Raw genomic sequence first — 24,433 nt, 5'->3', positions numbered from 1 at the left:
CTGTGAAATGGTGCGTGCAGGAATGCTTCTCCTTAGCTGCCGCGGCGGGGCCTCAAAAGCGACCAATCGCTAGGCCAATCCTCGCTGCGGAGTTTGCTATGCCCGGCCAATCTTCCACCAAGATCCAAAGAAAAGGCCCTTAGTCATGCACAACGCACAAAAGCCCTCCGGTATGCCGATCCACCGCTACCTGTCCTTCCAGGAGCAGATCAACGTTGAACTGCCGGACCGCACCTGGCCGGACAAGGTAATCACCAAGGCTCCGCGCTGGTGCGCGGTGGACCTGCGGGATGGAAACCAGGCGCTGATCGACCCCATGAGCCCGGCCCGCAAGCTGAAGATGTTCCAGCTGCTGGTGAAGATGGGCTACAAGGAGATCGAGGTCGGCTTCCCCTCGGCATCCCAGACCGACTTCGACTTCGTCCGCCAGCTGATCGAGGGCGGCCACATCCCGGATGACGTCACTATCCAGGTGCTGACCCAGGCCCGTGAACACCTGATCGAACGGACCTACGAGTCTCTGGTCGGTGCCAAGCAGGCGATCGTGCACCTCTACAACTCCACGTCGGTGCTGCAGCGCCGGGTGGTCTTCAACCAGGACGAAGACGGCATCCTGGACATCGCCCTGCAGGGTGCCCGCCTGTGCAAGAAATACGAGGAAACCCTCACCGACACCCACATCACCTACGAGTACTCTCCGGAGTCCTTCACCGGCACCGAACTCGAGTACGCGGCCCGGGTCTGCAACGCCATCGCTGATATCTTCGAGGCTTCCGCCGACAAGCAGGTCATCATCAACCTGCCGGCCACGGTGGAAATGGCCACCCCGAACGTTTACGCCGACTCGATCGAGTGGATGCACCGCAACCTGCACCCGCGGGAGGGCATCATCATCTCCCTGCACCCGCACAACGACCGCGGCACCGGTGTCGCCGCCGCCGAACTCGGCTATCTGGCCGGCGCCGACCGCATCGAAGGCTGCCTCTTCGGCAACGGCGAACGCACCGGCAACGTGGACCTGGTCACGCTGGGCCTGAACATGTTCGTCCAGGGCATCGACCCCATGATCGATTTCTCTGACATCGACGAAGTACGCCGCACCGTGGAGTACTGCAACCAGCTGCCCGTGCCCGAGCGTTCGCCCTATGGCGGCGACCTGGTCTTCACGGCGTTCTCCGGTTCGCACCAGGACGCCATTAAGAAGGGCTTCGAAGCGCTGGAGAAGGACGCCGCGGCCGCCGGCAAGGCCGTTGACGACTTCACCTGGCAGGTTCCGTACCTGCCGATCGATCCCAAGGACCTCGGCCGCAGCTACGAAGCCGTGATCCGCGTGAACTCGCAGTCCGGCAAGGGCGGCGTGGCCTACCTGCTCAAGAGCGAGCACAGCCTGGACCTGCCGCGCCGTGCGCAGATCGAATTCTCCGGAGTCATCCAGCACCGCACGGACACCATGGGCGGAGAAGTCAGCGGCGCACAGCTCTGGGCCATGTTCCAGGACGAATACCTGCCCTCCAGCACCGAAGCAGGGCAGTGGGGCCGCTACTCGCTGGGCGCCAGCCGCACGGAGACGGATGAGTCGGGTGAACTGACCCTGCACGCCGCCCTCCGGATCGACGGCAAGGAAGTCCAGCGCACCGGCACGGGCAACGGCCCCATCGCGGCCCTGCTGAGCATCCTGCGCGAAGACGGCGTGGACGTGCGGGTCCTGGACTACAGCGAGCACGCCCTCTCCGAAGGCGGCAGCGCCAGCGCAGCAGCCTACGTCGAATGTGCCGTCGGCGAGCGGGTCCTGTGGGGTGTCGGCATCGATCCGAACACCAGCACGGCCGCCCTGAAAGCCGTCATCTCCGCCGTCAACCGGGCGGTCCGCTCGGTCCGCGCCTAGCAGCGGTCCGCGCTTGCCAAGCGGCCGCGCGGCGGAACATCCTTCCGCCGCGCGGCTCCGCCGGACGCCATGGCGCCCGGCGTGGTGCGAAGATTAACTGTGGTCAACCCATCCTTTGCAGCCCGGTCCTACCGGGACGACGCCGTGGTGCTGCGCACCCACAAGCTGGGCGAAGCCGACCGCATCATCATTCTCCTGACGAAGCACCACGGCCAGGTCCGGGCGGTGGCCAAGGGCGTGCGCCGGACGAGTAGCCGCTTCGGTGCCCGGCTTGAACCCTTCATGGTCGCGGACCTGCAGCTGGTTTCAGGCCGCACCCTCGACGTCGTCACACAGGCCGTTGCCAAGGGCGCCTACGGCACGGCGATCGCTTCCGACTACACCAGTTACACGGCCGCGGCCGCCATGGTGGAAACCGCGGAGAAGCTCAGCGATGCGGACGCCGATTCCGGCACCGCCCAGTACAACCTCCTCGTGGGCGCCCTTGCGTCCCTGAGCCGTTCGGCACATGCGCCGGAACTCATCCTCGATTCGTACTTGCTGCGCGCCCTGGCAACGGGCGGCTGGGCGCCGAGTTTCACCGACTGCGCCCGCTGCGGGGCCCCGGGCCCGCACACCGCCTTCTCGGCACCGCTGGGCGGCATGGTCTGCGGCGACTGCAGGCCGCCCGGTTCCCCGGCTCCGGCTCCGGAGACGGTGGGGCTGCTGGGCGCACTGCTGACCGGCGACTGGACGACGGCGGACGCCTCCGATGGCGTGCACCGCCGTGAGGCAGCGGGCCTGGTGGCCAGCTACCTGCAGTGGCACCTTGAACGGTCCTTGAAATCCCTCAAACACGTGGAGCGTAGCTGATAGTGGCATTGGCAAAGAAGAACCCACCGACCCGCCGGAGCAAGCCGGTGATGGCGCCGTATCCGCACCCTTCCGGTGCGGTTCCGCCGGCCATTCCCGCTGAACTCGTGCCTCAGCATGTGGCGATCGTGATGGACGGCAACGGGCGCTGGGCCAACCGTCGCGGTTTGCCCCGGATCGAGGGCCACAAGGCCGGCGAACCCGCCCTGCTCGACGTTATGGCCGGCGCGATCGAACTGGGCATCAAGTACGTCAGTGTCTACGCCTTCTCCACCGAGAACTGGCGCCGGTCCCCGGAAGAAGTCCGCTTCCTGATGGGATTTAACAAGGATGTGCTGCGACGCCAGCGCAACCAGCTGGATGACTGGGGGGTCCGGATCCGCTGGGCCGGACGCAGGCCCCGGCTCTGGGGCTCGGTGATTAAGGAGCTCGAAGAGGCCGAGGCATACACCCGGAACAACGACACCTGCACGTTGACCATGTGTGTTAACTACGGCGGCCGGGCTGAGATCGCCGATGCCGTCGCGGCCATCGCCCGGGACGTGGCAGACGGCAGGCTAAAGGCGTCGTCGGTGTCGGAGAAGACCATCCAGAAGTACCTGGACGAACCGGACCTGCCGGACGTGGACCTGTTCCTGCGCAGTTCCGGCGAACAGCGGCTCTCCAACTTCCTGCTCTGGCAGTCTGCCTACGCCGAGTTCGTCTTCATGGACACGCTCTGGCCCGATGTCGACCGGCGGACCCTGTGGGACGCAGTCGAGATCTTCGCCAAACGTGACCGCCGCTACGGCGGCGCGGTGGACGCCGCAGGGCAGGCCTGAGAGTTTATTAACCTGGGCGTGCTGAATCCTCAGCCGGGGTAGGACTCGAGCCAGATCGCAACGTCGCGGTATGCCTGCTGGCGGACGATCCGGCGGGACAGGAACACGTCGTGCAGCGCACCCGGATACCGGAAGACCGCCGTCCGGCGGCCGAGGCCCAGAGCGCGCCGTGCGGTCTCCTCGACGTCGATCACGGCATCTACCCGCATCAGCTCGGCGCTCCATTCACCCTGGATCCGGGTGCGGCCGGACAGCATCACCAGCACGGGCGCGTCGATGTCGAGCTTGCGTTCGACGGCGGCGTGACCGGCAAGGACCGCCTTGCTCCATCCGGCGCGCACCGGGAAGGAAGCGCGCGGGCGCCACTGTGGGTCCAGGTTCCATTCGCCGTGAGCCAGGCTGCTGACGCTTTCCCAGTAGGCGGGCATCTCGGGAAGCCGGAACGCCCGCTTGGGGTCGGTCCGTGCAAACGGTTCCACGAGGTGCATCGCAATGCTGCGGATGAGGCTGCTTCCCTGGAGTTCAAGCCAAGGCGAGTTGAGGACCAGGGTTGCGAGCCGCCCGGGGTGCCGGTCCGCCCACAGGGTGGCGATGAGCCCGCCCAAGGAGTGCGCGATCAGGTGCACGGTGGGCGGGGCCGTGGTTCCGGTGCGCCTGGCAACGTCGGCGTCGATGGCGGCAAGGGCGGCGTCGAGGTCTTCGTCATAGACTGCGAGGTCGGTGATGTAGCCGGGGGTCTGCCATCTGCGCAGGCTGCGCCCGAACTTCCGCAGATCGATCGCGTAGAAGTGGAAGCCCGATCCGGCCAGGCTTTCGGCCAGTTCGTCCTGGAGGAAGTAGTCCGCCCAGCCATGCACGTACAGCACCACCCGGGGAGCCTTGTCCTGGCGGGGGGATTCCCGGCGGATCGCGTGGCGGGTGAGTTCGGTGAAGGCGTCCCGGAGCCGGCGGGGTCGCACGGTCTCGGGCGGAGGGACCGTGTACCTCACGAGCGTGGCACAGACCGGGCCTTCTTCATCGGGCGCCAGTTCCAGCTCCAAGGCTTCGAAATGAGCGCCGAGGAAGTCCGCTTGCCACTGCTGCCGTATGCCTGGCGTGGTCACTCTTGGCCGCCCTCGTCCGAAGCGGCGTCAGTGGCCGAGGTGTTTCCGCGGTCCGTGATGAAGCCGCGGATCCAGCGCGCCAGCCGTGCGTAGGCGTCGTCGCGCACAGGCGAGGCCGACAGGAAGACGTCGTGCAGGCCGCCGTCAACCCGTTCCAAGGTGACGCTCCGGCCCAATGTCATGGCCCTCAGGGCCATGATGTTCACGTCGAGCACGGCGTCCGAATGACGCATTGATTCCCTCCAGATCATTCCGTTGGCGCTGGCCCCCGAGAGCAGGACCAGGATGGGGATGTCGATGTCCAAGCCACGGGCCACCCGGGTGTGCCCGCTGAGCACGGCACTCAGCCAGCCCGCCCGCAGGGGAAACGCCAGGGGCGGCCGGTATTTCTCGTCGAGGGCCCATTCACCCTCGGCGCTGCTGCTGATGCTGCGGTAGTAGAAACCGCGCTCGGGCAGTCGAAGTACGGTCAGCGGGCGGATCCGGGCCACAGGCTTGACCATAAGCTGCGCGGCCCTGCGGACGAGCGAGCTTCCGTGCATCTCCAGCCAGGGGCTGTTGAGGACCAGGAACTGCACCATTCCCGGGTGCCGGCTGACCCAGAGTGCGGCCACCAGCCCGCCGGTCGAATGGCCCATCAGGGTCAAGGGCTCCGGCACCCCGTTGCCCGCTCCGCCGGACCGGATCATGCCGATCGCCGTGCCTATCTCGGCGTCGTAGTCGTCCAGGTGAGCCACGTAGCCGCCCGTGCTGTCCTCGCGCAGGTTCCGGCCGTGGTTGTGCATGTCCAGCGCGTAGAAGCGGAATCCCTGCTGCGTCCAGAACTCGGCCAGCGCCACATTGAAGAAGTAGTCGCTCCACCCGTGCAGGAACAGCACTGCGCCGTTGACCGCCGGGCGTTGCGCGGAGCCGGGGACATGGCGCACCAGCGTCGCGCGCCTGGGCACCCCGTCGATGCCGCGGGCCTCAAAGCCGCAGCTTTCGAAGTCGGTGCCAAGAATGTCGGTCTGCCACTCCACGGGACCAGCTTAGACAGAAGCTGCCGCTTCGAGCCCGGCTGCGCGCCCGGAAAACAGGCAGCCGCCAAGGAATGTCCCTTCCAGGGCCCGGTATCCGTGGATACCGCCGCCCCCGAAGCCTGCGGCTTCCCCCGCCGCGAAGAGTCCTGGCAGCGCGGACCCGCTGCCGTCCAGTACGCGGGACTGCAGGTCGGTCTGGAGGCCGCCGAGGCTCTTCCGGGTCAGGACGGACAGGCGGACGGCCACGAGGGGGCCGTGGGCGGGGTCCTCAAGACGGTGTGGCGGGGCGACCCGCATCAGCCTGTCGCTGGCGAACCGCCTGGCCGCCCGGATTGCAGCCAGCTGGAGGTCCTTGCCCAGCCCGGTGGAGAGCTGTTGGTCCCGTTGCCTGATGAGGGATTCCAGCGCAGCGGGGTCGATCAGCGAGTTGCCGGTCAGTGAGTTCATCCGGTCCGAGAGTTCCCGTGGTGTGGCTGCCTGCAGGAAGTCGACGCCCCGCTCCAGGAAGGTGCTCAACGGCGTCGGGGCGTCCTTCCGGAGCCTGGCGGCCAGGAGCCGCAGGTCCCGGTTGCTGAGGTCCGGGTTCTGCTCCGAACCGGACAGTGCGAACTCCTTCAGGGCGATGGTCCGGTTGCAGACGAACCAGGAATAGTCGTGCCCTGTGCCGACGATGTGCCGGAGGGCGCCCTGCGAATCGAAACCGGGGAAAAGCGGTGGCGGCAATTGCCGGCCGGTGGCGTCGAGCCATAACGAGGACGGCCCGGGAAGGATGCGGATGCCGTGCCGTGGCCATACGGGGGAGTGGTTGTGGACGCCTTCCGGGTAATGCCACATACGGTCGCCGTTGATGAGGACTGCCCCGGAATCCTTTGCGGCGCTGAGGAACTCCCCGTCCACCGAGGCTGGGACACCGCTGAGCAGCCGCCCTGGTGCCGCTCCTCCCGGCCACAGGCTCCTGACCATTGCGTGGTTGCCGCCGATTCCGCCGCTGGCCACGATCACCGCGCCCGCGGTGGCCTCGAAGCTTCCGACGGCGGTTCTGGACGAAGCGACGCCGCGGCCAGCGCCGGAGTCCTGCAGGATGTCGCCGGTCACCCCGCTGACCCGGCCGGCCGCCGTCGTCAACGCGACGGCCCGGTGCCGGAACCGCAGACTGATCCGGCCCTCGGCAACGCCTTCGGCAATCTTGGCGAGGAACGGTTCCAGCAGGCCAGGACCGGTTCCCCACACGACATGGAAGCGGGGCACGGAATTGCCATGGCCGGCGGGCCCGTGTCCGCCGCGCTCGGCCCATTGCACCAGCGGGAACAGCTTCACTCCGAGGGCGTGCAGCCAATGCCGTTTCTCGCCGGCGGCGAAGTGGACATAGGCCTCTGCCCAGCGGCGCGCCCACAGGTCCTCCGGCCGGTCGAACGCGGCCGAGGCAAGCCAGTCGCCCAGGGCGAGATCCGCGGAGTCCCGCACACCGAGGCGCCGCTGCTCCGGGCTGTCCACCAGGAAGAGGCCGCCGAAGGACCAGTGTGACTGGCCGCCCAGGGAGGCTTCGGGCTCCTGGTCGATAACGGCGACCCGGCGTCCTGCGGAGTATGCCATCGAGGCCGCCACCAGGCCGGAAAGTCCGGCGCCGACCACCAGGACATCGCTCTCGATCACGCTGTGGCCCGGGGCGCGGTTTCCGCTGTTCGCCGACATGGCAACATGCTACTCCCGGGTAACGATCCCGGTTTGGTGCGCGGCGCGGAAGACGGAAAACTAGGGGGTATGCGTGTCTACCCCACATTCTTCAAGTTGGCCTTCTCCTGGATGGATGCCGAAAAGGCCCACAAGATCGGTTTCCGTGCAATCAGGCTGGCCCATTCCTGCGGAGCCGGACGGATCCTGGGCAGGCTGACCGCCCCGCAAGCTTCGCTCCGGACCGAGGCCCTCGGACTGACCTTCCCGTCGCCGTTCGGCCTGGCCGCCGGTTTCGACAAAGAGGGTCACGGCATCGAGGCCCTGAGTGAACTGGGCTTCGGCCACGTCGAGGTGGGCACCATCACCGGCCAGGCCCAGCCGGGCAACGAAAAGCCCCGCCTGTTCCGACTTGTCGAGGACCGCGCCGTCATCAACCGCATGGGTTTCAACAACGATGGCGCTTCGGCGGTGGCGCCACGCCTCAAGGCTGCCCGGGCCGGCCTGCAGAAGGCGCACGCCGGTGTCCGGCCCGTCATCGGCGTCAACATCGGCAAGACCAAGGTGGTGGAGCTGGAAGACGCGGTGGAGGACTACCTGGTCAGTGCGCGCAGCCTTGCTCCCGCTGCGGATTACCTCGTGGTGAACGTCAGTTCGCCGAACACGCCCGGACTGCGGCTGCTGCAGAACGTCGACACCCTGCGTCCGTTGCTGTCTGCCGTGGGGGAGGCTGCGGACCAGGCAGCCGGCCGCCATGTTCCGCTGCTGGTCAAGATCGCCCCTGACCTCAGCGACGAGGACATCGACGACGTCGCCCGCCTGGCACTGGACCTTGGCCTGGACGGGATCATCGCCACCAACACCACCATCGGCCGCGACGGTCTGACTTCGGATCCCGCCAAGGTGGAAGCGGCCGGTGCAGGCGGGCTCTCCGGTGCGCCGCTGAAGCAGCGCTCACTGGGGGTGCTCAAGCGGCTGAAGGCCGCCGTCGGGGACAAGCTGGTACTGATTGCCGTGGGCGGCGTGGAGACCGCAAGCGATGTCCAGGAACGGCTGGACGCAGGTGCCACCCTCGTCCAGGGCTACACCGCTTTCCTCTACGAAGGACCCTTCTGGGCCGCGCGGATCAACAAGGGCCTGGCCAAGAACCGCCGCTAGGCGGCGGCACCGCAAATGCAGAAGGACCCCGGAACAGTTTGTCCGGGGTCCTTCTGCATGCGGGGTCCTACGAAGGGTAGTCGCCGCGGCCGACCAGCGGTTTGGGAAGGCGCAGCTTCCGGAACTGCAGGGAGCGCATGCTTCCGTACCAGACGGTGCCGCGTTCAACCTCGCCGAACTTCTGTGCCAGTGCCTTGCGGAGCTTGCGGGAAAGAATGAAGACGTCCACGAACACGGCGAGGAACATCACCCAGAAGCCGATCAGGACATAGGTCAGGGCGTCGCTGGACTGCGGGATCAGGAAGGAAACCACCACGAAGGCGAGGGCGCCGAACATCAGGTACTCGCCGAGATTGAACCGGGCATCCACGAAATCCCGGGTGAAGCGCTTCTGCGGGCCCTTGTCGCGAAGCGGCAGGAAGCGCTCGTCGCCGGTGTCCAGGGCCTGGCGCATCTTCTGGCGCTGGTCCTGGATGGCAACCCGTTCGGCTTCCTTCGAGGCCTTCCGGTCGCTGGGAACCAAGGGCCGCTTGCGCGCCGCTTCCTGGTCCTTGCGCTTGGGTGTGGGGGCACCCTTGCCGGGGCCCTTTGCCGCGGCGTCGGCGGCAAGCTGGTCTATTGAGTCCTGAGCGCTGGGCTCTTCCTTTTTACGTCCAAACACCAATACAGAATACCCGTCGCGGCGTGACCCGGGCGACACTGCGCCGCGTGGGCACGGGGGAGGCAGGCTGGTTCCGGCGGAACGTACCCGGCGGTAGTGTTTTGGCCATGACTTCCACTCATGCGGAGACCCCGCAGAACCACCCCGGGACCCCCGGCACCGTTGACGCCGCCGCCCTGAAGGCCGCCGTCGACGCCTCCTTCGACCTGACCCTGGCGCGGCTCAAAACGCTCGTCGCGGTTCCCGGGATCGCCTGGAGCAGTTTCGATCCCGCGGAACTTGACCGAAGCGCGGAAACCGTCGCCGGCCTGGTCCGCGAATCGGGCTTCAGCGACGTGCAGATCCTGTGCTGCAACAAGGAGGACGGCAGCGCCGGGGGACCCGCCGTCGTCGCCCGGCGCCCGGCCGCACCCGGCAAGGCGACCATCCTCCTCTACGCCCACCATGACGTCCAGCCGCCGGGGGAGCGCGCGCTGTGGGACTCGGAGCCGTTCATCGCCGAGGAGCGCGACGGCCGTCTCTACGGCCGTGGTGCCGCTGACGACAAAGCCGGGATCATGGCCCATCTTGCCGCGTTCTCGGCAGTCAGCGAGGTCCTTGGCGACCGTTTTGGCCTGGGAGTCACGCTCTTCTTCGAGGGGGAGGAGGAGGCAGGATCGCCGACCTTCCGCACTTTTCTGGAGACGCACCGGGAACTCCTCCGTGCCGACGTGATCGTGGTGGCCGACTCGAGCAACTGGAAGGTCGGCGTGCCGGCCCTGACCACCAGCCTGCGCGGTCTGGTGGACGGGACCTTCGAAGTGCGCGTGCTGGACCACGCCGTGCATTCGGGGATGTTCGGCGGGCCCGTACTGGATGCGCCCACCGTTCTTTCCCGTTTGATTGCCACCTTGCATGACGACGCCGGGAACGTGGCGGTTCCCGGGCTGCTCGCCAAGGACGAGGTGGCGGTGGACCTCGACGAGGCCCAGTTCCGCGCCGATGCCTCCGTGCTCGACGGCGTCAGCCTGGCCGGGAGCGGAAGCATCGCTTCGCGGCTCTGGACCAAGCCGGCGTTGTCGATCATCGGCATCGACGCGCCCGCCGTCGACGTCGCGTCCAACACCCTGATTCCCTCCGCCCGGGCGAAGTTCAGCCTTCGCCTGGCGCCGGGCCAGGACCCGGCGGCCGCTATGGCGGCCGTGGAAAAGCACCTTAAGGACAATATTCCCTTCGGTGCGCGGCTGGCGTTCACGCCGGGGGAGCGGGGCAATGCCTTCGCTACCGACACCGCCTCGCCATCCGCCCGGATTGCCATGTGGGCATTGGGAGAGGCCTGGGGTGTCCCGGCCGTGGAGATGGGCATCGGGGGTTCCATCCCGTTCATTGCGGACCTGACGGAGGTGTACCCGGAGGTGCAGATCCTCGTCACAGGCGTCGAGGATCCGGACTCCCGCGCCCACAGCGCCAACGAATCCCTGCACATCGGGGATTTCCGGCGCGCCGTCCTGGCGGAGGCGCTCATGCTTGCACAGCTGGATTCCTCAGGACTGGCGTAGGCGCGGGAACAAGGGAAGCTGCCCGCTGGTTACGGTTGAAGTTATAGCTATGCGTCCGTGCGACGTAGCATTGAGCTGTAACCCGTAAGCAAGTGGGTAAGGGCACGCAGTGCGCAGGCACTGCATGCCGCAAGCGTCATAGTTAGGTAGGCCAATGAGCACCGCAACAAACGAAAACAGCACCGCTACCAGCGGGGAACTGCCTGTGCACGGCGTGAATCTCACCGACGTCGCCGCCGGCAAGGTCCGGAGCCTCCTTGAGCAGGAAGGCCGCACCGACCTGCGCCTGCGCGTGGCCGTACAGCCGGGCGGCTGCTCCGGCCTGATCTACCAGCTTTATTTCGATGAGCGACTGCTCGACGGCGACGCCGTCCGTGACTACGAGGGCGTTGAGGTCGTCGTGGACAAGATGAGCGTGCCGTACCTGGATGGCGCCAGCATCGACTTCGAAGACACCATCTCGAAGCAGGGCTTCACGATCGACAACCCCAACGCGGGCGGCTCCTGCGCCTGCGGCGATTCATTCCACTAAGCAGGGAAACAGCCGGCCGTGGTGCGGTGCGGCGGACAGCTTCACGGTTGTTCCGACGCACTGCCGCGGCGTGTCAGCGAAAACCCCTGCATAGCGGTAAGCTCTACATCGGGTAGTAAAACTTAGTGTGCCCGGCGTGCCTTTGGCCTGCCGGGCTGCAGCAACAAGAGGAAGGGCCGTCTGTGAGTTCGCAGAACCGAACCGGCAGCCGACGCACAAAGATCACTACGATCACTGGCTTGGCACTAGCCGGCGCGTTGGTTTTGACCGGATGTTCGTCAGAGGTTGAGAAGGGTTGGCTCCCCACTGAACGGGGCACCACCAACCACACCGATCGCATCATGGACCTCTGGGTCAACTCATGGATCGCGGCCCTCGCGGTCGGCATCATCACCTGGGGCCTCCTGGTCTGGTGCATCATCGCCTACCGCCGCCGCAAGGGCACCGTCGGGTTCCCGCGTCAGCTCAGCTACAACCTCCCGCTGGAGGTCTTCTACCTGGCGATCCCGTTGTTCATGGTCCTGGTGTTCTTCTACTTCACCGACCGTGACCAGCAGGCCATTGATGACCGCTCCAAGCCCGCCGACGTCGTCGTTGACGTCCGTGGCAAGCAGTGGGCCTGGGACTTCAATTACAAGAAGGGCTCCGTGGTCAGCGAAGACCTGCACGAAGCCGGCGTCCAGGCGCACCTGACGGGCAACACCATCGACAAGGACAAGCTGCCCACTCTGTACCTGCCGGTCGGCAAGTCGGTCGATCTGGAGCTGAACTCCCGCGACGTCATCCACTCCTTCTGGGTCCCCGCCTTCCTGCAGAAGCGCGATATGATCCCGGGCAAGACCAACTACATCAGGTTGACCCCCACCAAGGAGGGCACCTACGACGGCAAGTGCGCCGAACTCTGCGGTGAATACCACTCCGAGATGCTGTTCCGTGTGAAGGTCGTTTCCGAAGCTGAATTCCAGGCACACATGGAACAGCTTCGCCAGAGCGGCAACACGGGTCTCCTCGATTCGAAGTACGACCGCAACCCGAACCTGAACGAGAAGAACTAAGGGAAGCGCCGTGGCTACTTACACTCAATCCGCCGGGGTCCTTGAGGCTCCGGTCGTACCGAAATCCAAGGGGCGCATCGTCGTCAACTGGATCACTTCCACCGACCACAAGACCATCGGGTACATGTACCTGATCGCGTCCTTCGTGTTCTTCTGCCTCGGCGGCGTTATGGCGCTGCTCATCCGGGCCGAGCTTTTCGAACCGGGCATGCAGATCCTGCAGACGAAGGAGCAGTACAACCAGCTCTTCACCATGCACGGCACGGTGATGCTCCTGATGTTCGCTACGCCGCTCTTCGCAGGCTTCGCGAACGTCATCATGCCGCTCCAGATCGGCGCCCCGGACGTCGCCTTCCCGCGACTGAACGCCCTGGCCTTCTGGTTCTTCCTCTTCGGATCCACCATCGCCGTCTCCGGTTTCATCACCCCCCAGGGTGCTGCCTCCTTCGGCTGGTTCGCCTACGCCCCGCTCTCGAACACCACGTTCACCCCGGGCGTCGGCGGTGACCTGTGGGTCTTCGGCCTGGCCCTGTCCGGCTTCGGCACCATCCTCGGCGCGGTCAACTTCATCACCACGATCATCTGCATGCGTGCCCCGGGCATGACCATGTGGCGCATGCCGATCTTCACCTGGAACACCCTCGTCACGGCCATCCTGGTCCTGATGGCGTTCCCGCCCCTGGCAGCAGCGCTGTTCGCACTGGGTGCCGACCGCCGCTTCGGTGCGCACATCTTCGATCCCGAAAACGGCGGTGCCGTCCTCTGGCAGCACCTGTTCTGGTTCTTCGGCCACCCCGAGGTGTACATCATCGCGCTGCCGTTCTTCGGCATCGTCTCGGAGATCTTCCCGGTCTTCAGCCGCAAGCCGATCTTCGGCTACAAGGGCCTGGTCTACGCGACCATCGCCATCGCTGCCCTGTCCGTGACCGTGTGGGCCCACCACATGTACGTGACCGGTTCGGTCCTGCTGCCGTTCTTCGCCTTCATGACCATGCTGATCGCAGTCCCCACGGGTGTGAAGTTCTTCAACTGGATCGGTACCCTCTGGCAGGGTTCCATCACCTTCGAAACCCCCATGCTGTGGAGCATCGGCTTCCTGGTGACCTTCCTCTTCGGCGGCCTGACCGGCATCATCCTGTCCTCCCCGCCGCTGGACTTCCACGTCTCCGACTCCTACTTCGTGGTCGCACACTTCCACTACGTGGTGTTCGGCACCGTGGTGTTCGCGATGTTCGCAGGCTTCTACTTCTGGTGGCCCAAGTGGACCGGCAAGATGCTCAACGAACGCCTCGGCAAGATCCACTTCTGGCTCCTGTTCCTGGGCTTCCACGGCACCTTCCTGATCCAGCACTGGCTCGGCGTCGAGGGCATGCCCCGCCGTTACGCCGACTACCTGGTGGAAGACAACTTCACCTGGATGAACCAGTTCTCCACGATCTCCTCGTTCGTCCTGGGCGCCTCCCTGCTGCCGTTCTTCTGGAACGTATACATCACCTGGCGCAGCAACAAGAAGGTTGAAGTGGACGATCCGTGGGGCTTCGGTGCCTCGCTCGAGTGGGCAACTTCCTGCCCGCCGCCGCGCCACAACTTCACCTCGCTCCCGCGCATCCGCTCGGAGCGGCCGGCACTCGACCTGCACCACCCCGAGCTGTCGCAGGCCCACACCGTCCAGTCCCCGGAACCCGCAGCAGACCTGCTGGGCAACGCTGATCAGAAGGACATCCGTAAGTGAAAATCGAATCGTGGCTCTTCGGAGCCGGAGTCTTCTTCTTCGTCCCGGTCTCGCTCGCCTACGGCTTCCTGACCCACTGGTCCGAGTGGGTCGGCATCCTGGGCATCCTCCTGGTCGGCGGCCTCGCTGGCATGATCGGTGCCTACCTTGGCTTCACCGGTAAGCGCATTGGCCTGCGTCCCGAGGACCGTCCCGACGCCGAGATCCACGAGGGTGCCGGCGAACAGGGTCACTTCAGCCCGTGGAGCTGGTGGCCCCTGGTCCTCGGCCTGGCCTGCGCCGGTGGCTTCCTCGGTCTCGCGGTCGGCTTCTGGATCGTGTTCGTAGCCGCTGGCCTGGCCCTCGTGGCCCTGGTCGGCTGGGTCTTCGAATACAGCCGCGGCGACCACGCCCACTAGCAGTACACAAACGACGGCGGGCCCCACCTTCAAGGTGGGGCCCGCCGTCGTTGTTTAATCGCAAAGCTGCCGGCCGGAACGGGGCTGGGAGGAAACCGCCCGCTTAGCGGGCGTCAGGGGCCTCCAGAAGCGCCGCGAGGGCTGCCAAGGCATCATCCACCTCGCCCAGGGTCTTTCCGGCGGGTACGGCGTCCGCAGTGACGTTCAGGAGGACTTCGCAGCCGTGCGCGAAGTCCTCGGTCATGACTTCCAGCAGTGAGCGGGCGTCGACGGCGGGGTGTCCGGGTTTGCGGATGGTTACCGGCAGGCCTGTGGCCGTCACCGCCCGGACAAATACGGCCGCCGCGCGTGCGTGAAGGCCGATCTCCGCGGCGACAGTGGCTTTGTGCTCGGGCAAACCGGCTCCTTTGCTCTGGCGGAACAGTCCCGCCCGGTGAAAATGATCCTTAAAAGCCTAACGCAGTGGTGTTGCTCCCGAGGTCCGGCAGAGCGCGGGCCGCACGGGATTCGCCTACGCTTGTCCTATGGAACTGCCCGCTTTTGGATCCGGGGTCTGCCGTGTCCGTTGACGCCTCAAAAATCATCGGTGAAATCGACCGCAAGAGCGGCGTCCCCATTTACGTCCAGCTGCGTGAGATCCTCCGCACTTTCATCACGGATTCATGCCGGCCCGGCGCCGCCTTGCCTTCGGAGCGGGACCTCTCGGAGCGTTTCGGGCTGGCACGCATGACCGTGCGCCAGGCGATCGACGCGCTGGTGGGGGAGGAGATCATCGAACGGGTGGTGGGCCTCGGAACGTTCGTGCGGAAGCCGAAGCTCGACCTCCAGGTGAAGCTGACGTCCTACAGCGAGGAAATGCAGCGCCGTGGCATGGTTCCTGCAGCCAAGGTGCTGAGCTTCGAACAGATTGCCGCCAGTGCCTTCCTTGCCCGGGAACTCCAATTGGACGAGGGGACGCCGGTGGTCCGTTTCAGGCGCCTCCTGCTGGCCGACAACGAGCCCATGAGCGTTGACGAGAACTTCATCCCGGCACACCGCGTCCCGGGCTTCCTGGACGAAGCCCCGCCCACTTCGCTCTACAACGTCCTGAGCGAAAGGTACGGACTGGTCATGGAATGGGGAGAGGACATGATTGAGGCCACGGCCGCCTCACCTTCCACGGCGCGCCTGCTCAACGTCGATGTGGGCTCACCCCTGCTGAAGATCCAGCGCCACGCTTTCGTGGCCAGAGCCATGGTCGACTACTCGGTTTCCTATTACCGCGCCGACCGCTACAAGCTTTGGGTGCCCCTGCAGCGCCCGGGCGTGCGGCCCACCAGGGGACCGCGCACGGGCTACTAGGGGAGTCTGCGCTCCTGCCCGCCGCGGTGATGCGAGAAAATCCGCAAGACGCAAGGAAGGCCCCGTCCGATTGGACGGGGCCTTCCTTCATGCATGCTTGGCCTTAGTGGCTCAGGCTCTTCTGCCCAGCGCCTTCGATGGCTTCGTGGTGGCCGTGCGCGTGCGCGGCTTCCACTTCGGCGGGCGTTGCCGGGGCAACGCGGTCCTCGAAGAACCACTTGGAGAGCGCCGCGCGGCGCTTCTCCTTGCGGGTTACAACACCGTGCTCGTTCGGTTCGGCCGGGAGCGGGGCCAAGGACTCGAAGCCGACCAGCTTGTACTGCTTGTAGTCGTCGAGCGGAGCGTGGACCTCGATGAACTCACCGTGCGGCAGGCGGACGATACGTCCGGTCTCGCGGCCGTGCAGGGCGATCTCGCGGTCCTTGCGCTGCAGGGCGAGTGCAACACGCTTCGTCACCGCGAAGGCGATGACCGGGCCGATGAAGAACAGCGCGCGGAGCCAGTAGGTCACGTCATTCAGGGCCACGTGGAAGTGCGTGGCGATGAGGTCGGAGCCGGCGGCTGCCCACATCACGCAGTACCAGGTGAAGCCTGCTACGCCGATGGCCGTACGGGTCGGAGCGTTGCGCGGACGGTCCAGAACGTGGTGTTCGCGGTTGTCCTTGGTGATCCAGCGTTCGATCCACGGGTAGGTGAACAGGACCGTGAAGATGATGCCCGCCGGCACCAGGGCCGGAAGCAGGACGTTCAGGGTCAGGGTGTGGCCGAAGACCACGTACTCGAAGTGGAAGTCGTTGACCACCCCGGGCATGAGGCGCAGTGCGCCGTCCACGAAACCGATGTACCAGTCAGGCTGGGTACCGGCAGACACCGGAGAGGGGTCGTAGGGGCCGTAGTTCCAGATCGGGTTGATCGTGAACGCTGCTGCCATCAGTGCGACGACGCCGAAAACGATGAAGAAGAAGCCACCTGCCTTGGCCGCGTAAACCGGGCCCAGAGGGTAGCCGACGACGTTGCCGTCGTTGCGGCCCGGGCCGGGGTACTGGGTGTGCTTGTGGACCACGACCATGAACAGGTGGATGACGATCATCAGCAGGATGAGTGCCGGAACCAGCAGGATGTGAAGCACGTACAGGCGGCCGATGATGGCCGTGCCCGGGAACTCGCCACCGAAGAGGAAGAACGAGATGTAGGTACCGATGACCGGGATGGACTTGATGACGCCATCGATGATGCGCAGGCCGTTGCCGGAGAGCAGGTCGTCGGGGAGGGAGTAGCCCGTGAAGCCGGCAGCCATGGCCAGGATCAGGAGCACGCCGCCGACAACCCAGTTCATTTCACGCGGCTTGCGGAAAGCGCCGGTGAAGAACACGCGGAGCATGTGGACACCGAGGGAAGCCACGAAGAGCAGTGCTGCCCAGTGGTGGACCTGGCGGAAGAACAGGCCGCCGCGGACGTCGAAGGAGATGTTCAGCGAGGAGTTGTATGCCACGGACATCTCGACGTTGTACAGCGGCGTGTAGGAACCCTGGTAATGGGTTTCCGCCATGGACGGGTCGAAGAAGAACGTCAGGAAGGTGCCCGACAGCAGGAGGATGACGAAGGAGTACAGCGCCACCTCGCCAAACATGAAGGACCAGTGGTCGGGGAAGACCTTCCGGCCGAACTCGCGGAGGATTCCGGAGCCGCCGACGCGCTCGTCAACGAAGTCCGTAAAGCGGCCAACTTTGGTCTTGGCGACGAAGGGGGCTTCAGCTGTTGATGCGGCGCTCATGCTCGTCACGCTCCCAGTAACTCGGTCCTACAGGTTCTTTGAAGTCGCTCGTGGCGACAAGGTAGCCCTCAGCGTCAACTGCGATGGGCAGCTGGGGGAGCGGGCGGCTGGCCGGGCCGAAGATGACCTTGCATTCCTGGGTCAGGTCGAAGGTCGACTGGTGGCAGGGGCACAGCAGGTGGTGCGTCTGCTGCTCGTAGAGAGCAACCGGGCAACCCACGTGGGTGCAGATCTTGGAGTAGGCAACGATGCCGTTGTAGCTCCAGTCTTCGCGGCCGGGGGAGATCTTCAGCGAGTCCGGGTTCAGGCGCATGAGCAGGACGACGGCCTTGGCCTTTTCGTTCAGCTTGCCTTCGTGGAGTTCGTTGAGGCCCTCGGGGATCACGTGGAACGCCGAGCCGATGGTGACATCCGATGCCTTGATCGGAGTGCCGTCGGGGTCGCGGGTGAGGCGCTTGAGCTTGCCTTCCTGGGGGGCCCACATGGTGTGTGCGAGCTTGTCGTCCGGGCGGGGGCCAAGGTCACCGAACACGGCGATCGCCGGCAGGGGAGCCAGGGCGACCGCACCCAGAAGGGTGTTGCGGATCAGCGGGCGGCGCTTGATGCCGGTCTCTTCGACGATGTCGTCCACGATGCGCACAGCGGCCTGGCGGTCTTCCTCGGTGCGGATCGCGTGGCGCTCTTCGGAGACCTCGTGGTCCGGCATGAGGGCCTTGGCCCAGTGGACGATGCCGGTGCCGATGCCGAGCATCGCGAAGGCGGTGCCCAGGCCCAGCAGCAGGTTCTGGTTGCGGATCGTGGCAATCGTCGAGTCGTTACCGAGATCAATGGCGAAGTACGCGCCAAGGAAGATCAAGGTACCGACAATTGAGACGCCAAACAGAATGGCTACCTGACGCTCGGCTCGCTTCGCGGCCTTCGGGTCCGTGTCAGCCAGGCGCAAACGATGCGGAGGAAGCCCAGGATCCTGGAACTTCTCCACTTCATTCTGACCAGCCGTAGCTACGGTGCCCGAGTGGTTCGGACTGCCGTCACTATGGTTGCCCATAATTCGCCTCATCCTTCTCTCGTTGTCCCGGCAGATGCCGGGGGGATTTTCAATTCAAAGCTGCTGCGCGCTGGCAGCAGAAATTCCGGGACGCGCCGCCTACGACGAGCGGGAAGTCAGCCAGATGGTGAACGCGATGATCACGCCAAGGCCGGCAACCCAGACGAACAGGCCTTCAGACACCGGACCGAGGGCGCCAAGGTCGGCACCGCCGGGGGAGCCGTTGGCTTCGATCTTCTTCAGGAAGGTGACGATGTTGCGCTTGCCTTCGGGCGAGATGTTCGCGTCGTTGAAGACAGGCATGTTCTGCGGGCCGGTGGCCATGGCTTCGTAGATGTGCTTGCCGCTCACGTCGGCCAGCGCCGGGGCGAACTTGCCGCGGGTCAGGGCGCCGCCGGCAGCAGCTGCGTTGTGGCACATGGCGCAGTTGACCCGGAACAGCTCGCCACCCTCGGCGGCGTTGCCCTTTTCGTCGAGCAAGTGTTCTTCGGGGATGGCCGGGCCGGCTCCGAGGGAGGCGACGTATGCCGCAAGCTGGTGCGTCTGATCGTCGTTGAACTGCAGCGGCTTCTTCTGGGCCTGGGGGCCGTTCATCTGCATGGGCATGCGGCCGGTGCCAACCTGGAAGTCAACCGCAGCAGCACCAACACCGACCAGCGAGGGGCCGTCCTTGGAGCCGCTGGCGCCCATGCCGTGGCAGGTGGCGCAGTTGGCCTCGAACAGCTTCTTGCCCTCTTCAGTGTCGCTTGCACTGAAGGTGGTCGTTTCTGCCTTGGCCTGGTTGACCGTCGTGGCGACGGCGTACAGCCCACCAGTGAGGAGGAGTCCCATCAGCAGCAGCGCAATGGCTGCCAGTGGGTGACGTCGCTTCTGCGAGAGTGCCTTCACGTGGTGGTTCCTTAATTCGATCCTGCGTCGGCTCCGGGAGCCGCTTCTTTGTTGTTCAGGCCCTTGGACGGCAAGAGCCAAGCCTTGCTACTTGAGGACGTAGATGACCAGGAAGAGGCCGATCCACACAACGTCCACGAAGTGCCAGTAGTAGGAGGTGACAATTGCCGACGTGGCTTCGAAGTGCCCGAACTTCTTGGCGGCGAATGCGCGGCCGATGATGAAGAGGAAGGCAATGAGGCCGCCGATGACGTGCAGACCGTGGAAGCCGGTGGTGATGTAGAAGGCGGAGCCGTAAGCGTTGGAAGACAGCGAAACGTGCTCGGACACGAGCATCGCGTATTCCGTGGTCTGGCCGGCAACGAAGAAACCACCCATGAGGAACGTGAGGACGAACCACTCGTTCATGCCCCAACGGGTGAACTGGAACACACCGCCCCGGCGGCGCGGCTCAAGGCGTTCCGCAGCGAAGACACCCATCTGGCAGGTGAAGGAGCTTGCTACCAGGACGATGGTGTTGACGAGCGCAAACGGGAAGTTGAGCTTGGCGGTCTCTTCAGCCCACAGCTCTCCGGAAGTGGAGCGCAGGGTGAAGTACATGGCAAAGAGGCCGGCGAAGAACATCAACTCACTGGACAGCCAAACAACCGTTCCAACGGAAACGAGATTGGGGCGGTTCAGCGTCGGGTGCGCCGGGGTACTGGGGGCATGGGTCGCAGATGTCACAAGGACATTATGTCTGTAAAAGTCCTGAGTTCCCAACGCGAACCGCCTTTTGGGGGGACTTTTTCTACAAACACGCGAAATCGCGCGGAAAAGTTCCCGCCGTGTTTCACATTGGTCATCGGCCGGGCTCGCTCGCTAGCATCAAGTGGTGACTTCACCGGCATCCGAGCAGCAGGCAAGCAACACCTGGCCAGGCCTTATCTCCGCCCTGATCAGGAAACAGGATCTCTCCCTGGAGAACACGGCGTGGGCGATGAACACGATCATGTCCGGGGAAGCGACTCCGGCCCAGATCGCGGGATTCCTGGTCGCGCTCCGCTCCAAGGGGGAAACGGTCGAGGAAGTGACCGGCCTGGTCGAAGCCATGCTCGCGAACGCGAACCCGGTGTCCATCCCGGGCGAGAAGCTGGACATCGTCGGCACCGGTGGTGACCAACTTAACACCGTCAACATCTCCACAATGGCTGCCCTGGTGGCGGCTGGCGCCGGGGCAAGGGTCGTCAAGCACGGCAACCGCGCGGCGTCGTCGTCTTCCGGCTCAGCGGATGTGCTGGAGGCCCTCGGCGTCCGCCTCGACCTCCCGATTGACCGCGTTGCCCGCAACGCGGAGGAAGCCGGCATCACGTTCTGCTTCGCGCAGGTGTTCCACCCCTCGTTCCGCCACACGGCCGTACCGCGCAAGGAGCTAGGTATTCCGACCGCGTTCAACTTCCTCGGCCCCATGACCAACCCCGCCCATGTGCAGGCATCGGCGGTCGGCGTCGCGAATGCTTCCATGGCTCCGCTGGTTGCGGGCGTCCTCGCGCGTCGGGGGAGCAGGGGACTGGTGTTCCGCGGCGAGGACGGCCTGGATGAGCTGACGACGACAGGCGCGTCCACAGTCTGGGAAATCCGCGACGGCGGGGTCCGGGAACAGCGCTTCTCGCCGCTCGAGCTGGGCATCCCGGCCTCGACCATCGACGAACTGAAGGGCGGCGACGCGAAGGCGAACGCCGCCGTCGTGCGCAGCGTATTGGACGGGACGCCGGGCGCAGTGCGCGACGCCGTTCTCCTCAATGCCGCGGCCGGCTTGGTGGCCTTTGCGGAAACGGCGGAGGGAAGCCTGGTCGAACGGATGGACGCCGCCTACAAGCGGGCTGCCGAGTCGATCGATTCCGGCGCGGCCGCGAACGTCCTGCAGACCTGGATCGGGCTCAGCCAGGGCTGAGCCTTCCAAGCCGGCGCTGCCGAGGACCTACTGCTCGAAGCCGAGGGCGAATGCGGCGTCGAGGTCGTGCTGGGAGTATGCGCGGAAGGCGATGTGCGTAGTGGTGTGCACGACGGCGGGAACCTTGGACAGCCGGTCGGCGATGACGTCGGCAAGTTCCTCGTGTTTCGCCACGCGGGCTACCGCGATCAGGTCCCACTCTCCGGTGACGGAGTAGACCTCGCTGATGCCCTGAATCGCGGAAATCTCCTCGGCCGTTTCCGGAATGCGGGAAGCGTCGGTCTTGATCAGGACAAAGGCAGTGATCACTGTGGGGCCTTTCCTACATGCGGCAATCCGCCGCTGCGTCAGTGGACGAAAGCAAGCCTAGTGCATGCTGCCTGGCTCAGGACCGGCGGCGGGAGGTCCGCAGCCGGAGCACCAGGACCCACAGCAGGCGGTACCCGAGCAGGAAGACCGCGAGCGTGATCAGGGCGACCACGATGAAGGCGGCGGCGGCGGTGTGTCCGCTCGCCAGGCGGAGGAGCACGCCCCCGGCCGCCGTACTGATCCAGATCACGACGCCGACCGGCCAGGTTCCCAGCGGAGCGCGCCAGGCGCGGGCAATCAGCCAGCCGGCGGCCGCTCCGGCCAGGAATGGCCAGGCCGTTGCCAGGACCCCCAGCACGGATTCTCCGCGCTGGTGGGTGTCCCTGCCGATTGCCGCGAACAGCAGAATCAAGGCGGCATCGATAACGGCGGCGGAGACAGGCAGCAGGGATCCTCGAGTGCTTGAAGGCATGTTCCGACCTTATCCCGCCGGCATTCCCGTTCCGAATCCCCCTGGCCTTGAAGCCTGCTCTCCACCGGAGCAGGATGGGGCTGGACGGCCAGGAACGGGAGGGTCCATGAAAGTCATCCAGATCGCACAACGGGCGGTGGACCTAGAGCGGGCTACCGCCTTCTACTCGCGTTTGCTTGGCGCCGAGCCCCTTGCCAGCTTCGAGCAGTCGGGATTGGTCTTCTTCGACCTCGGCGGCGTCCGGCTGCTCCTTGAACGGGGTGCACCGCCGGCCCTGCTCTACCTCGAACAGCCCGACCTCCATACGGCGATTTCCAGGCTCGAGGGGGCCGGAGTGAAAATCGTTGCACCTCCGCAGCTGATTTTCACCCACCCCGACGCAACTTTGGGACCGGCGGGCACTGAGGAATGGATGGCGTTCATCGAAGACAGCGAAGGCAACACCGTGGCGTTGGTATCCCGCACGCCGGCCGCGGGCGACTGACTGATCGTTGTGCTGGAGGTATCCGCGGACTAGCCTCAATCGGGGGCCCAAAGAGCCATCAGCATATGGGAGGGACGCACAGTCATGCAGAAGATTTCCACCTGTCTTTGGTTCGACGGCGAAGCCGAGGAAGCCGCGGCCTTCTACACGGGGATTTTTCCCGACTCCTCTATCGGCACTACGATGCCCGGCCCGGACGGCAAAGCCATGACGGTCGAGTTCCGGCTTGAAGGCCGTGAGTTCCTGGGCCTGAACGGCGGCCCGCAGTTCAACTTCACCGAGGCGGTCTCCTTCATCATCAATTGCGACTCCCAAGACGAGGTCGACCGCTACTGGGATGCCCTGACCGCCGGCGGAGAGGAGAGCCAGTGCGGCTGGCTCAAGGACAAGTTCGGACTCTCCTGGCAGGTGGTTCCGACGGCGCTGCCCGGCCTGCTGTCGGGTCCTGACCCCGAAGGCTCCCAGCGGGCCATGGAAGCGATGCTCAAGATGCAGAAACTCGATTTGGGCGTCCTGCAGCGGGCGTACGACGGAAACTGACGTCAGCGGGCACCAGAATCCAGCAGTTCCAGCGAAACCAGCAGTACAGCGAAAGAGGAGAAGAAAGAAAATGGCAACACGTCTTAACCCGTACCTTTCCTTCCGCGACAACGCCCGGGATGCCATCACCTTCTATGAGTCGGTGTTCGGCGGGGAGCTGACGATCAGCACCTTCGGCGAGTTCCAAGCCAGCCAAGACCCGGCCGAGGCGGACAAGGTCATGCATGCCATGCTTGTTTCGGACAACGGGCTGGTGCTGATGGCCGCCGACACGCCAAACGGCATGTCCTACAACCCGGGCGACAACATCTCGGTGTCTCTCAGCGGGGAGAGCAGCGACGAGGCTGAACTGCGCGGCTACTGGGAGAAACTGTCCGACGGCGGCACGGTGGCCATGCCGCTCGAAGCGGCTCCCTGGGGCGATACCTTCGGAATGTGTACCGACAAGTTCGGCATCGCCTGGCTTGTGAACATCGCCGGCGCCCAGCCGGCAGGGGAGTAGTTCCCCCACAGCAGTGAGGGGTCCTTGCCTGGTTTTCCAGGCAAGGACCCCTCACTGTTCTTACGGCCGATGCTGGCTAGCCGGTTGCGCGGCTCGCTAGTCGAAGCGGACTTCTGCGGCCGATGCGTTCACCGCGTCGAGTCGGTGTTCCTCGATCAGGGCCAGAGCATCCAGTTCTTCCGCGCGGGTGGTGCGCTCGAGCAAGGCTCGTTCGGAGACATCGCGAAGGATCTTGCCCACGAGGACTGCCAGGCCGGCTTTGAGCTCTTCGAGGTTGGTGTTGGTGATCAGGAGGCGCCTGTCCGAGACGCGCAGTTGGACTTCGCTGTAGCCGGCTTCCGCTAGGCTCCGGGCTACGGACGCGCTGTGGAGAAGGTCCAGTTCCCGGGCTTGAGGCCTGCGGGAGAAGGCCGCCGGGACCGTGTAGATGGTGGAGCCTTTCGCTGTGCCGATGTCATGGGGCAGGGCAGAGGCGAGGACACCACTGAGGGTGAGGGGCTGGTAATAGGTAGCGGTCATGGCTTCTTGGCCAACGTTTCTCTTGGATGCACTGTCGGATCCGCGAAAACGTGGGAACGGCTGTGACTGAAATGTGGGTCCGGATACAGACCCTTACTGGAGGTTTGCTGTTTCCCCACTGTCCTGCGGGTGCAGCACGGCCGCGGCCGCCCTCGTTGTCCTAGCTTTCCGCAGCGTCCTCATGAATGTGACTCGGCG

Annotated in this window: 26 protein-coding genes; 14 read left to right on the top strand and 12 right to left on the bottom strand. The window is 65.3% G+C overall.

Annotated features, from left to right (window positions below):
• Positions 1-145: 145 nt before the first annotated feature.
• From leuA to ACZ9CK_RS09120, 3 genes are all read left to right on the top strand, one after another.
• Positions 146-1,885, top strand: coding sequence for a 2-isopropylmalate synthase (gene leuA / locus ACZ9CK_RS09130; protein WP_426297708.1), 1,740 nt, complete (start codon positions 146-148; stop codon positions 1,883-1,885).
• 99 nt (positions 1,886-1,984) lie between these two features.
• Entirely contained in the window at positions 1,985-2,737 is a 753-nt protein-coding gene (gene recO, locus ACZ9CK_RS09125; RefSeq protein ID WP_426297706.1) for a DNA repair protein RecO, read from the top strand.
• Between the two features lie 2 nt (positions 2,738-2,739).
• Positions 2,740-3,558 (top strand): isoprenyl transferase, encoded by an 819-nt coding sequence (locus ACZ9CK_RS09120; protein ID WP_426297704.1) that lies wholly within the window; start codon positions 2,740-2,742, stop codon positions 3,556-3,558.
• 29 nt (positions 3,559-3,587) lie between these two features.
• On the opposite strand, the gene ACZ9CK_RS09115 is transcribed toward ACZ9CK_RS09120, so the two are convergent.
• Genes ACZ9CK_RS09115 through ACZ9CK_RS09105 form a run of 3 tightly spaced genes read right to left on the bottom strand, consistent with a single transcriptional unit; the run spans position 3,588 to position 7,372 of the window.
• The gene (locus tag ACZ9CK_RS09115) at positions 3,588-4,661 is read right to left on the bottom strand and encodes an alpha/beta hydrolase (RefSeq protein WP_476049798.1); all 1,074 of its coding nucleotides are present in this window, start codon (positions 4,659-4,661) and stop codon (positions 3,588-3,590) included.
• Positions 4,658-5,680 (bottom strand): alpha/beta hydrolase, encoded by a 1,023-nt coding sequence (locus ACZ9CK_RS09110; protein ID WP_476049797.1) that lies wholly within the window; start codon positions 5,678-5,680, stop codon positions 4,658-4,660. The genes ACZ9CK_RS09115 and ACZ9CK_RS09110 overlap by 4 nt, the downstream gene beginning before the upstream one ends.
• 9 nt (positions 5,681-5,689) lie before the next feature.
• Positions 5,690-7,372, bottom strand: coding sequence for an FAD-binding dehydrogenase (locus ACZ9CK_RS09105; protein ID WP_476049796.1), 1,683 nt, complete (start codon positions 7,370-7,372; stop codon positions 5,690-5,692).
• Between the two features lie 69 nt (positions 7,373-7,441).
• Here ACZ9CK_RS09105 and ACZ9CK_RS09100 point away from each other — a divergent pair, with 69 nt between their 5' ends.
• Positions 7,442-8,509, top strand: a complete 1,068-nt coding sequence (locus ACZ9CK_RS09100) for a quinone-dependent dihydroorotate dehydrogenase (protein WP_476049795.1) — start codon at positions 7,442-7,444, stop codon at positions 8,507-8,509.
• Positions 8,510-8,576: 67 nt separating this feature from the next.
• Here ACZ9CK_RS09100 and ACZ9CK_RS09095 read toward each other — a convergent pair whose 3' ends face one another.
• The gene (locus ACZ9CK_RS09095; RefSeq protein ID WP_426297694.1) at positions 8,577-9,170 is read right to left on the bottom strand and encodes a DUF3043 domain-containing protein; all 594 of its coding nucleotides are present in this window, start codon (positions 9,168-9,170) and stop codon (positions 8,577-8,579) included.
• A 107-nt stretch (positions 9,171-9,277) separates the two neighbouring features.
• Here ACZ9CK_RS09095 and ACZ9CK_RS09090 point away from each other — a divergent pair, with 107 nt between their 5' ends.
• The 5 genes from ACZ9CK_RS09090 (at position 9,278) to ACZ9CK_RS09070 (ending at position 14,425) form a co-directional block, all read left to right on the top strand.
• Positions 9,278-10,708 (top strand): M20/M25/M40 family metallo-hydrolase, encoded by a 1,431-nt coding sequence (locus ACZ9CK_RS09090; protein ID WP_476049794.1) that lies wholly within the window; start codon positions 9,278-9,280, stop codon positions 10,706-10,708.
• Positions 10,709-10,862: 154 nt separating this feature from the next.
• Positions 10,863-11,240, top strand: coding sequence for a HesB/IscA family protein (locus tag ACZ9CK_RS09085; protein ID WP_426297690.1), 378 nt, complete (start codon positions 10,863-10,865; stop codon positions 11,238-11,240).
• A 182-nt stretch (positions 11,241-11,422) separates the two neighbouring features.
• The gene (gene ctaC, locus ACZ9CK_RS09080) at positions 11,423-12,295 is read left to right on the top strand and encodes an aa3-type cytochrome oxidase subunit II (RefSeq protein WP_426297688.1); all 873 of its coding nucleotides are present in this window, start codon (positions 11,423-11,425) and stop codon (positions 12,293-12,295) included.
• A gap of 10 nt (positions 12,296-12,305) precedes the next feature.
• Entirely contained in the window at positions 12,306-14,027 is a 1,722-nt protein-coding gene (ctaD, locus tag ACZ9CK_RS09075) for an aa3-type cytochrome oxidase subunit I (RefSeq protein WP_426297686.1), read from the top strand.
• Positions 14,024-14,425 carry a cytochrome c oxidase subunit 4 gene (locus ACZ9CK_RS09070; RefSeq protein ID WP_115790613.1) on the top strand — a complete coding sequence of 134 codons (402 nt, stop codon included), beginning with the start codon at positions 14,024-14,026 and terminating at the stop codon, positions 14,423-14,425. The genes ctaD and ACZ9CK_RS09070 overlap by 4 nt, the downstream gene beginning before the upstream one ends.
• A 103-nt stretch (positions 14,426-14,528) precedes the next feature.
• Here the strand turns inward: ACZ9CK_RS09070 and ACZ9CK_RS09065 are convergent, their stop codons facing one another.
• The gene (locus ACZ9CK_RS09065) at positions 14,529-14,822 is read right to left on the bottom strand and encodes an HPr family phosphocarrier protein (protein ID WP_426297683.1); all 294 of its coding nucleotides are present in this window, start codon (positions 14,820-14,822) and stop codon (positions 14,529-14,531) included.
• A gap of 161 nt (positions 14,823-14,983) precedes the next feature.
• Between ACZ9CK_RS09065 and ACZ9CK_RS09060 the strand changes: the two genes are divergently transcribed.
• The gene (locus ACZ9CK_RS09060) at positions 14,984-15,766 is read left to right on the top strand and encodes a GntR family transcriptional regulator (protein ID WP_426297681.1); all 783 of its coding nucleotides are present in this window, start codon (positions 14,984-14,986) and stop codon (positions 15,764-15,766) included.
• A 103-nt stretch (positions 15,767-15,869) separates the two neighbouring features.
• On the opposite strand, the gene qcrB is transcribed toward ACZ9CK_RS09060, so the two are convergent.
• The 4 genes from qcrB to ctaE all read right to left on the bottom strand — a co-directional run bounded on the left by qcrB (position 15,870) and on the right by ctaE (position 20,202).
• Positions 15,870-17,540 carry a cytochrome bc1 complex cytochrome b subunit gene (gene qcrB, locus ACZ9CK_RS09055; protein ID WP_476049793.1) on the bottom strand — a complete coding sequence of 557 codons (1,671 nt, stop codon included), beginning with the start codon at positions 17,538-17,540 and terminating at the stop codon, positions 15,870-15,872.
• Positions 17,518-18,588, bottom strand: coding sequence for a cytochrome bc1 complex Rieske iron-sulfur subunit (gene qcrA, locus ACZ9CK_RS09050; RefSeq protein ID WP_426297677.1), 1,071 nt, complete (start codon positions 18,586-18,588; stop codon positions 17,518-17,520). The genes qcrB and qcrA overlap by 23 nt, the downstream gene beginning before the upstream one ends.
• 99 nt (positions 18,589-18,687) lie before the next feature.
• Entirely contained in the window at positions 18,688-19,476 is a 789-nt protein-coding gene (qcrC, locus tag ACZ9CK_RS09045; RefSeq protein ID WP_426297675.1) for a cytochrome bc1 complex diheme cytochrome c subunit, read from the bottom strand.
• An 87-nt stretch (positions 19,477-19,563) separates the two neighbouring features.
• Positions 19,564-20,202: an aa3-type cytochrome oxidase subunit III gene (ctaE, locus tag ACZ9CK_RS09040; protein WP_476049792.1), complete on the bottom strand. Its 639-nt coding sequence runs from the start codon at positions 20,200-20,202 to the stop codon at positions 19,564-19,566.
• A gap of 148 nt (positions 20,203-20,350) precedes the next feature.
• Between ctaE and trpD the strand changes: the two genes are divergently transcribed.
• Entirely contained in the window at positions 20,351-21,409 is a 1,059-nt protein-coding gene (trpD, locus tag ACZ9CK_RS09035) for an anthranilate phosphoribosyltransferase (protein WP_426297671.1), read from the top strand.
• A 27-nt stretch (positions 21,410-21,436) separates the two neighbouring features.
• Here the strand turns inward: trpD and ACZ9CK_RS09030 are convergent, their stop codons facing one another.
• Complete coding sequence (locus ACZ9CK_RS09030) at positions 21,437-21,718, bottom strand: Lrp/AsnC family transcriptional regulator (RefSeq protein WP_115789157.1); 282 nt, start codon at positions 21,716-21,718, stop codon at positions 21,437-21,439.
• A gap of 76 nt (positions 21,719-21,794) precedes the next feature.
• On the bottom strand, positions 21,795-22,190 hold the full coding sequence (locus ACZ9CK_RS09025; RefSeq protein ID WP_476049791.1) for a DUF3054 domain-containing protein: 396 nt from the start codon (positions 22,188-22,190) through the stop codon (positions 21,795-21,797).
• A 106-nt stretch (positions 22,191-22,296) separates the two neighbouring features.
• Here ACZ9CK_RS09025 and ACZ9CK_RS09020 point away from each other — a divergent pair, with 106 nt between their 5' ends.
• From ACZ9CK_RS09020 to ACZ9CK_RS09010, 3 genes are all read left to right on the top strand, one after another.
• Positions 22,297-22,674, top strand: a complete 378-nt coding sequence (locus ACZ9CK_RS09020; protein WP_426297666.1) for a VOC family protein — start codon at positions 22,297-22,299, stop codon at positions 22,672-22,674.
• A gap of 84 nt (positions 22,675-22,758) precedes the next feature.
• The gene (locus tag ACZ9CK_RS09015; RefSeq protein ID WP_476049790.1) at positions 22,759-23,214 is read left to right on the top strand and encodes a VOC family protein; all 456 of its coding nucleotides are present in this window, start codon (positions 22,759-22,761) and stop codon (positions 23,212-23,214) included.
• A gap of 70 nt (positions 23,215-23,284) precedes the next feature.
• Positions 23,285-23,716: a VOC family protein gene (locus ACZ9CK_RS09010; RefSeq protein ID WP_426297662.1), complete on the top strand. Its 432-nt coding sequence runs from the start codon at positions 23,285-23,287 to the stop codon at positions 23,714-23,716.
• A 96-nt stretch (positions 23,717-23,812) separates the two neighbouring features.
• Here ACZ9CK_RS09010 and ACZ9CK_RS09005 read toward each other — a convergent pair whose 3' ends face one another.
• Complete coding sequence (locus ACZ9CK_RS09005; RefSeq protein WP_426297660.1) at positions 23,813-24,235, bottom strand: hypothetical protein; 423 nt, start codon at positions 24,233-24,235, stop codon at positions 23,813-23,815.
• Positions 24,236-24,433 lie beyond the last annotated feature (198 nt).

Source organism: Arthrobacter sp. TE26545, assembly GCF_056279005.1.
The sequence above is the reverse complement of the archived record's forward strand: the minus strand, read 5'-3'. Positions and strand labels throughout refer to the sequence as shown.

Bases quoted from the DNA above. Each gene is read 5' to 3' on its own strand.
- qcrB (WP_476049793.1), bottom strand. From the start codon at position 17,540: ATGAGCGCCGCATCAACAGCTGAAGCCCCCTTCGTCGCCAAGACCAAA.
- ACZ9CK_RS09025 (WP_476049791.1), bottom strand. From the start codon at position 22,190: ATGCCTTCAAGCACTCGAGGATCCCTGCTGCCTGTCTCCGCCGCCGTT.
- qcrA (WP_426297677.1), bottom strand. From the start codon at position 18,588: ATGGGCAACCATAGTGACGGCAGTCCGAACCACTCGGGCACCGTAGCT.
- ACZ9CK_RS09010 (WP_426297662.1), top strand. From the start codon at position 23,285: ATGGCAACACGTCTTAACCCGTACCTTTCCTTCCGCGACAACGCCCGG.
- ACZ9CK_RS09015 (WP_476049790.1), top strand. From the start codon at position 22,759: ATGCAGAAGATTTCCACCTGTCTTTGGTTCGACGGCGAAGCCGAGGAA.
- ACZ9CK_RS09100 (WP_476049795.1), top strand. From the start codon at position 7,442: ATGCGTGTCTACCCCACATTCTTCAAGTTGGCCTTCTCCTGGATGGAT.
- ACZ9CK_RS09085 (WP_426297690.1), top strand. From the start codon at position 10,863: ATGAGCACCGCAACAAACGAAAACAGCACCGCTACCAGCGGGGAACTG.
- ACZ9CK_RS09090 (WP_476049794.1), top strand. From the start codon at position 9,278: ATGACTTCCACTCATGCGGAGACCCCGCAGAACCACCCCGGGACCCCC.
- ACZ9CK_RS09005 (WP_426297660.1), bottom strand. From the start codon at position 24,235: ATGACCGCTACCTATTACCAGCCCCTCACCCTCAGTGGTGTCCTCGCC.
- leuA (WP_426297708.1), top strand. From the start codon at position 146: ATGCACAACGCACAAAAGCCCTCCGGTATGCCGATCCACCGCTACCTG.
- ACZ9CK_RS09020 (WP_426297666.1), top strand. From the start codon at position 22,297: ATGAAAGTCATCCAGATCGCACAACGGGCGGTGGACCTAGAGCGGGCT.
- ACZ9CK_RS09105 (WP_476049796.1), bottom strand. From the start codon at position 7,372: ATGTCGGCGAACAGCGGAAACCGCGCCCCGGGCCACAGCGTGATCGAG.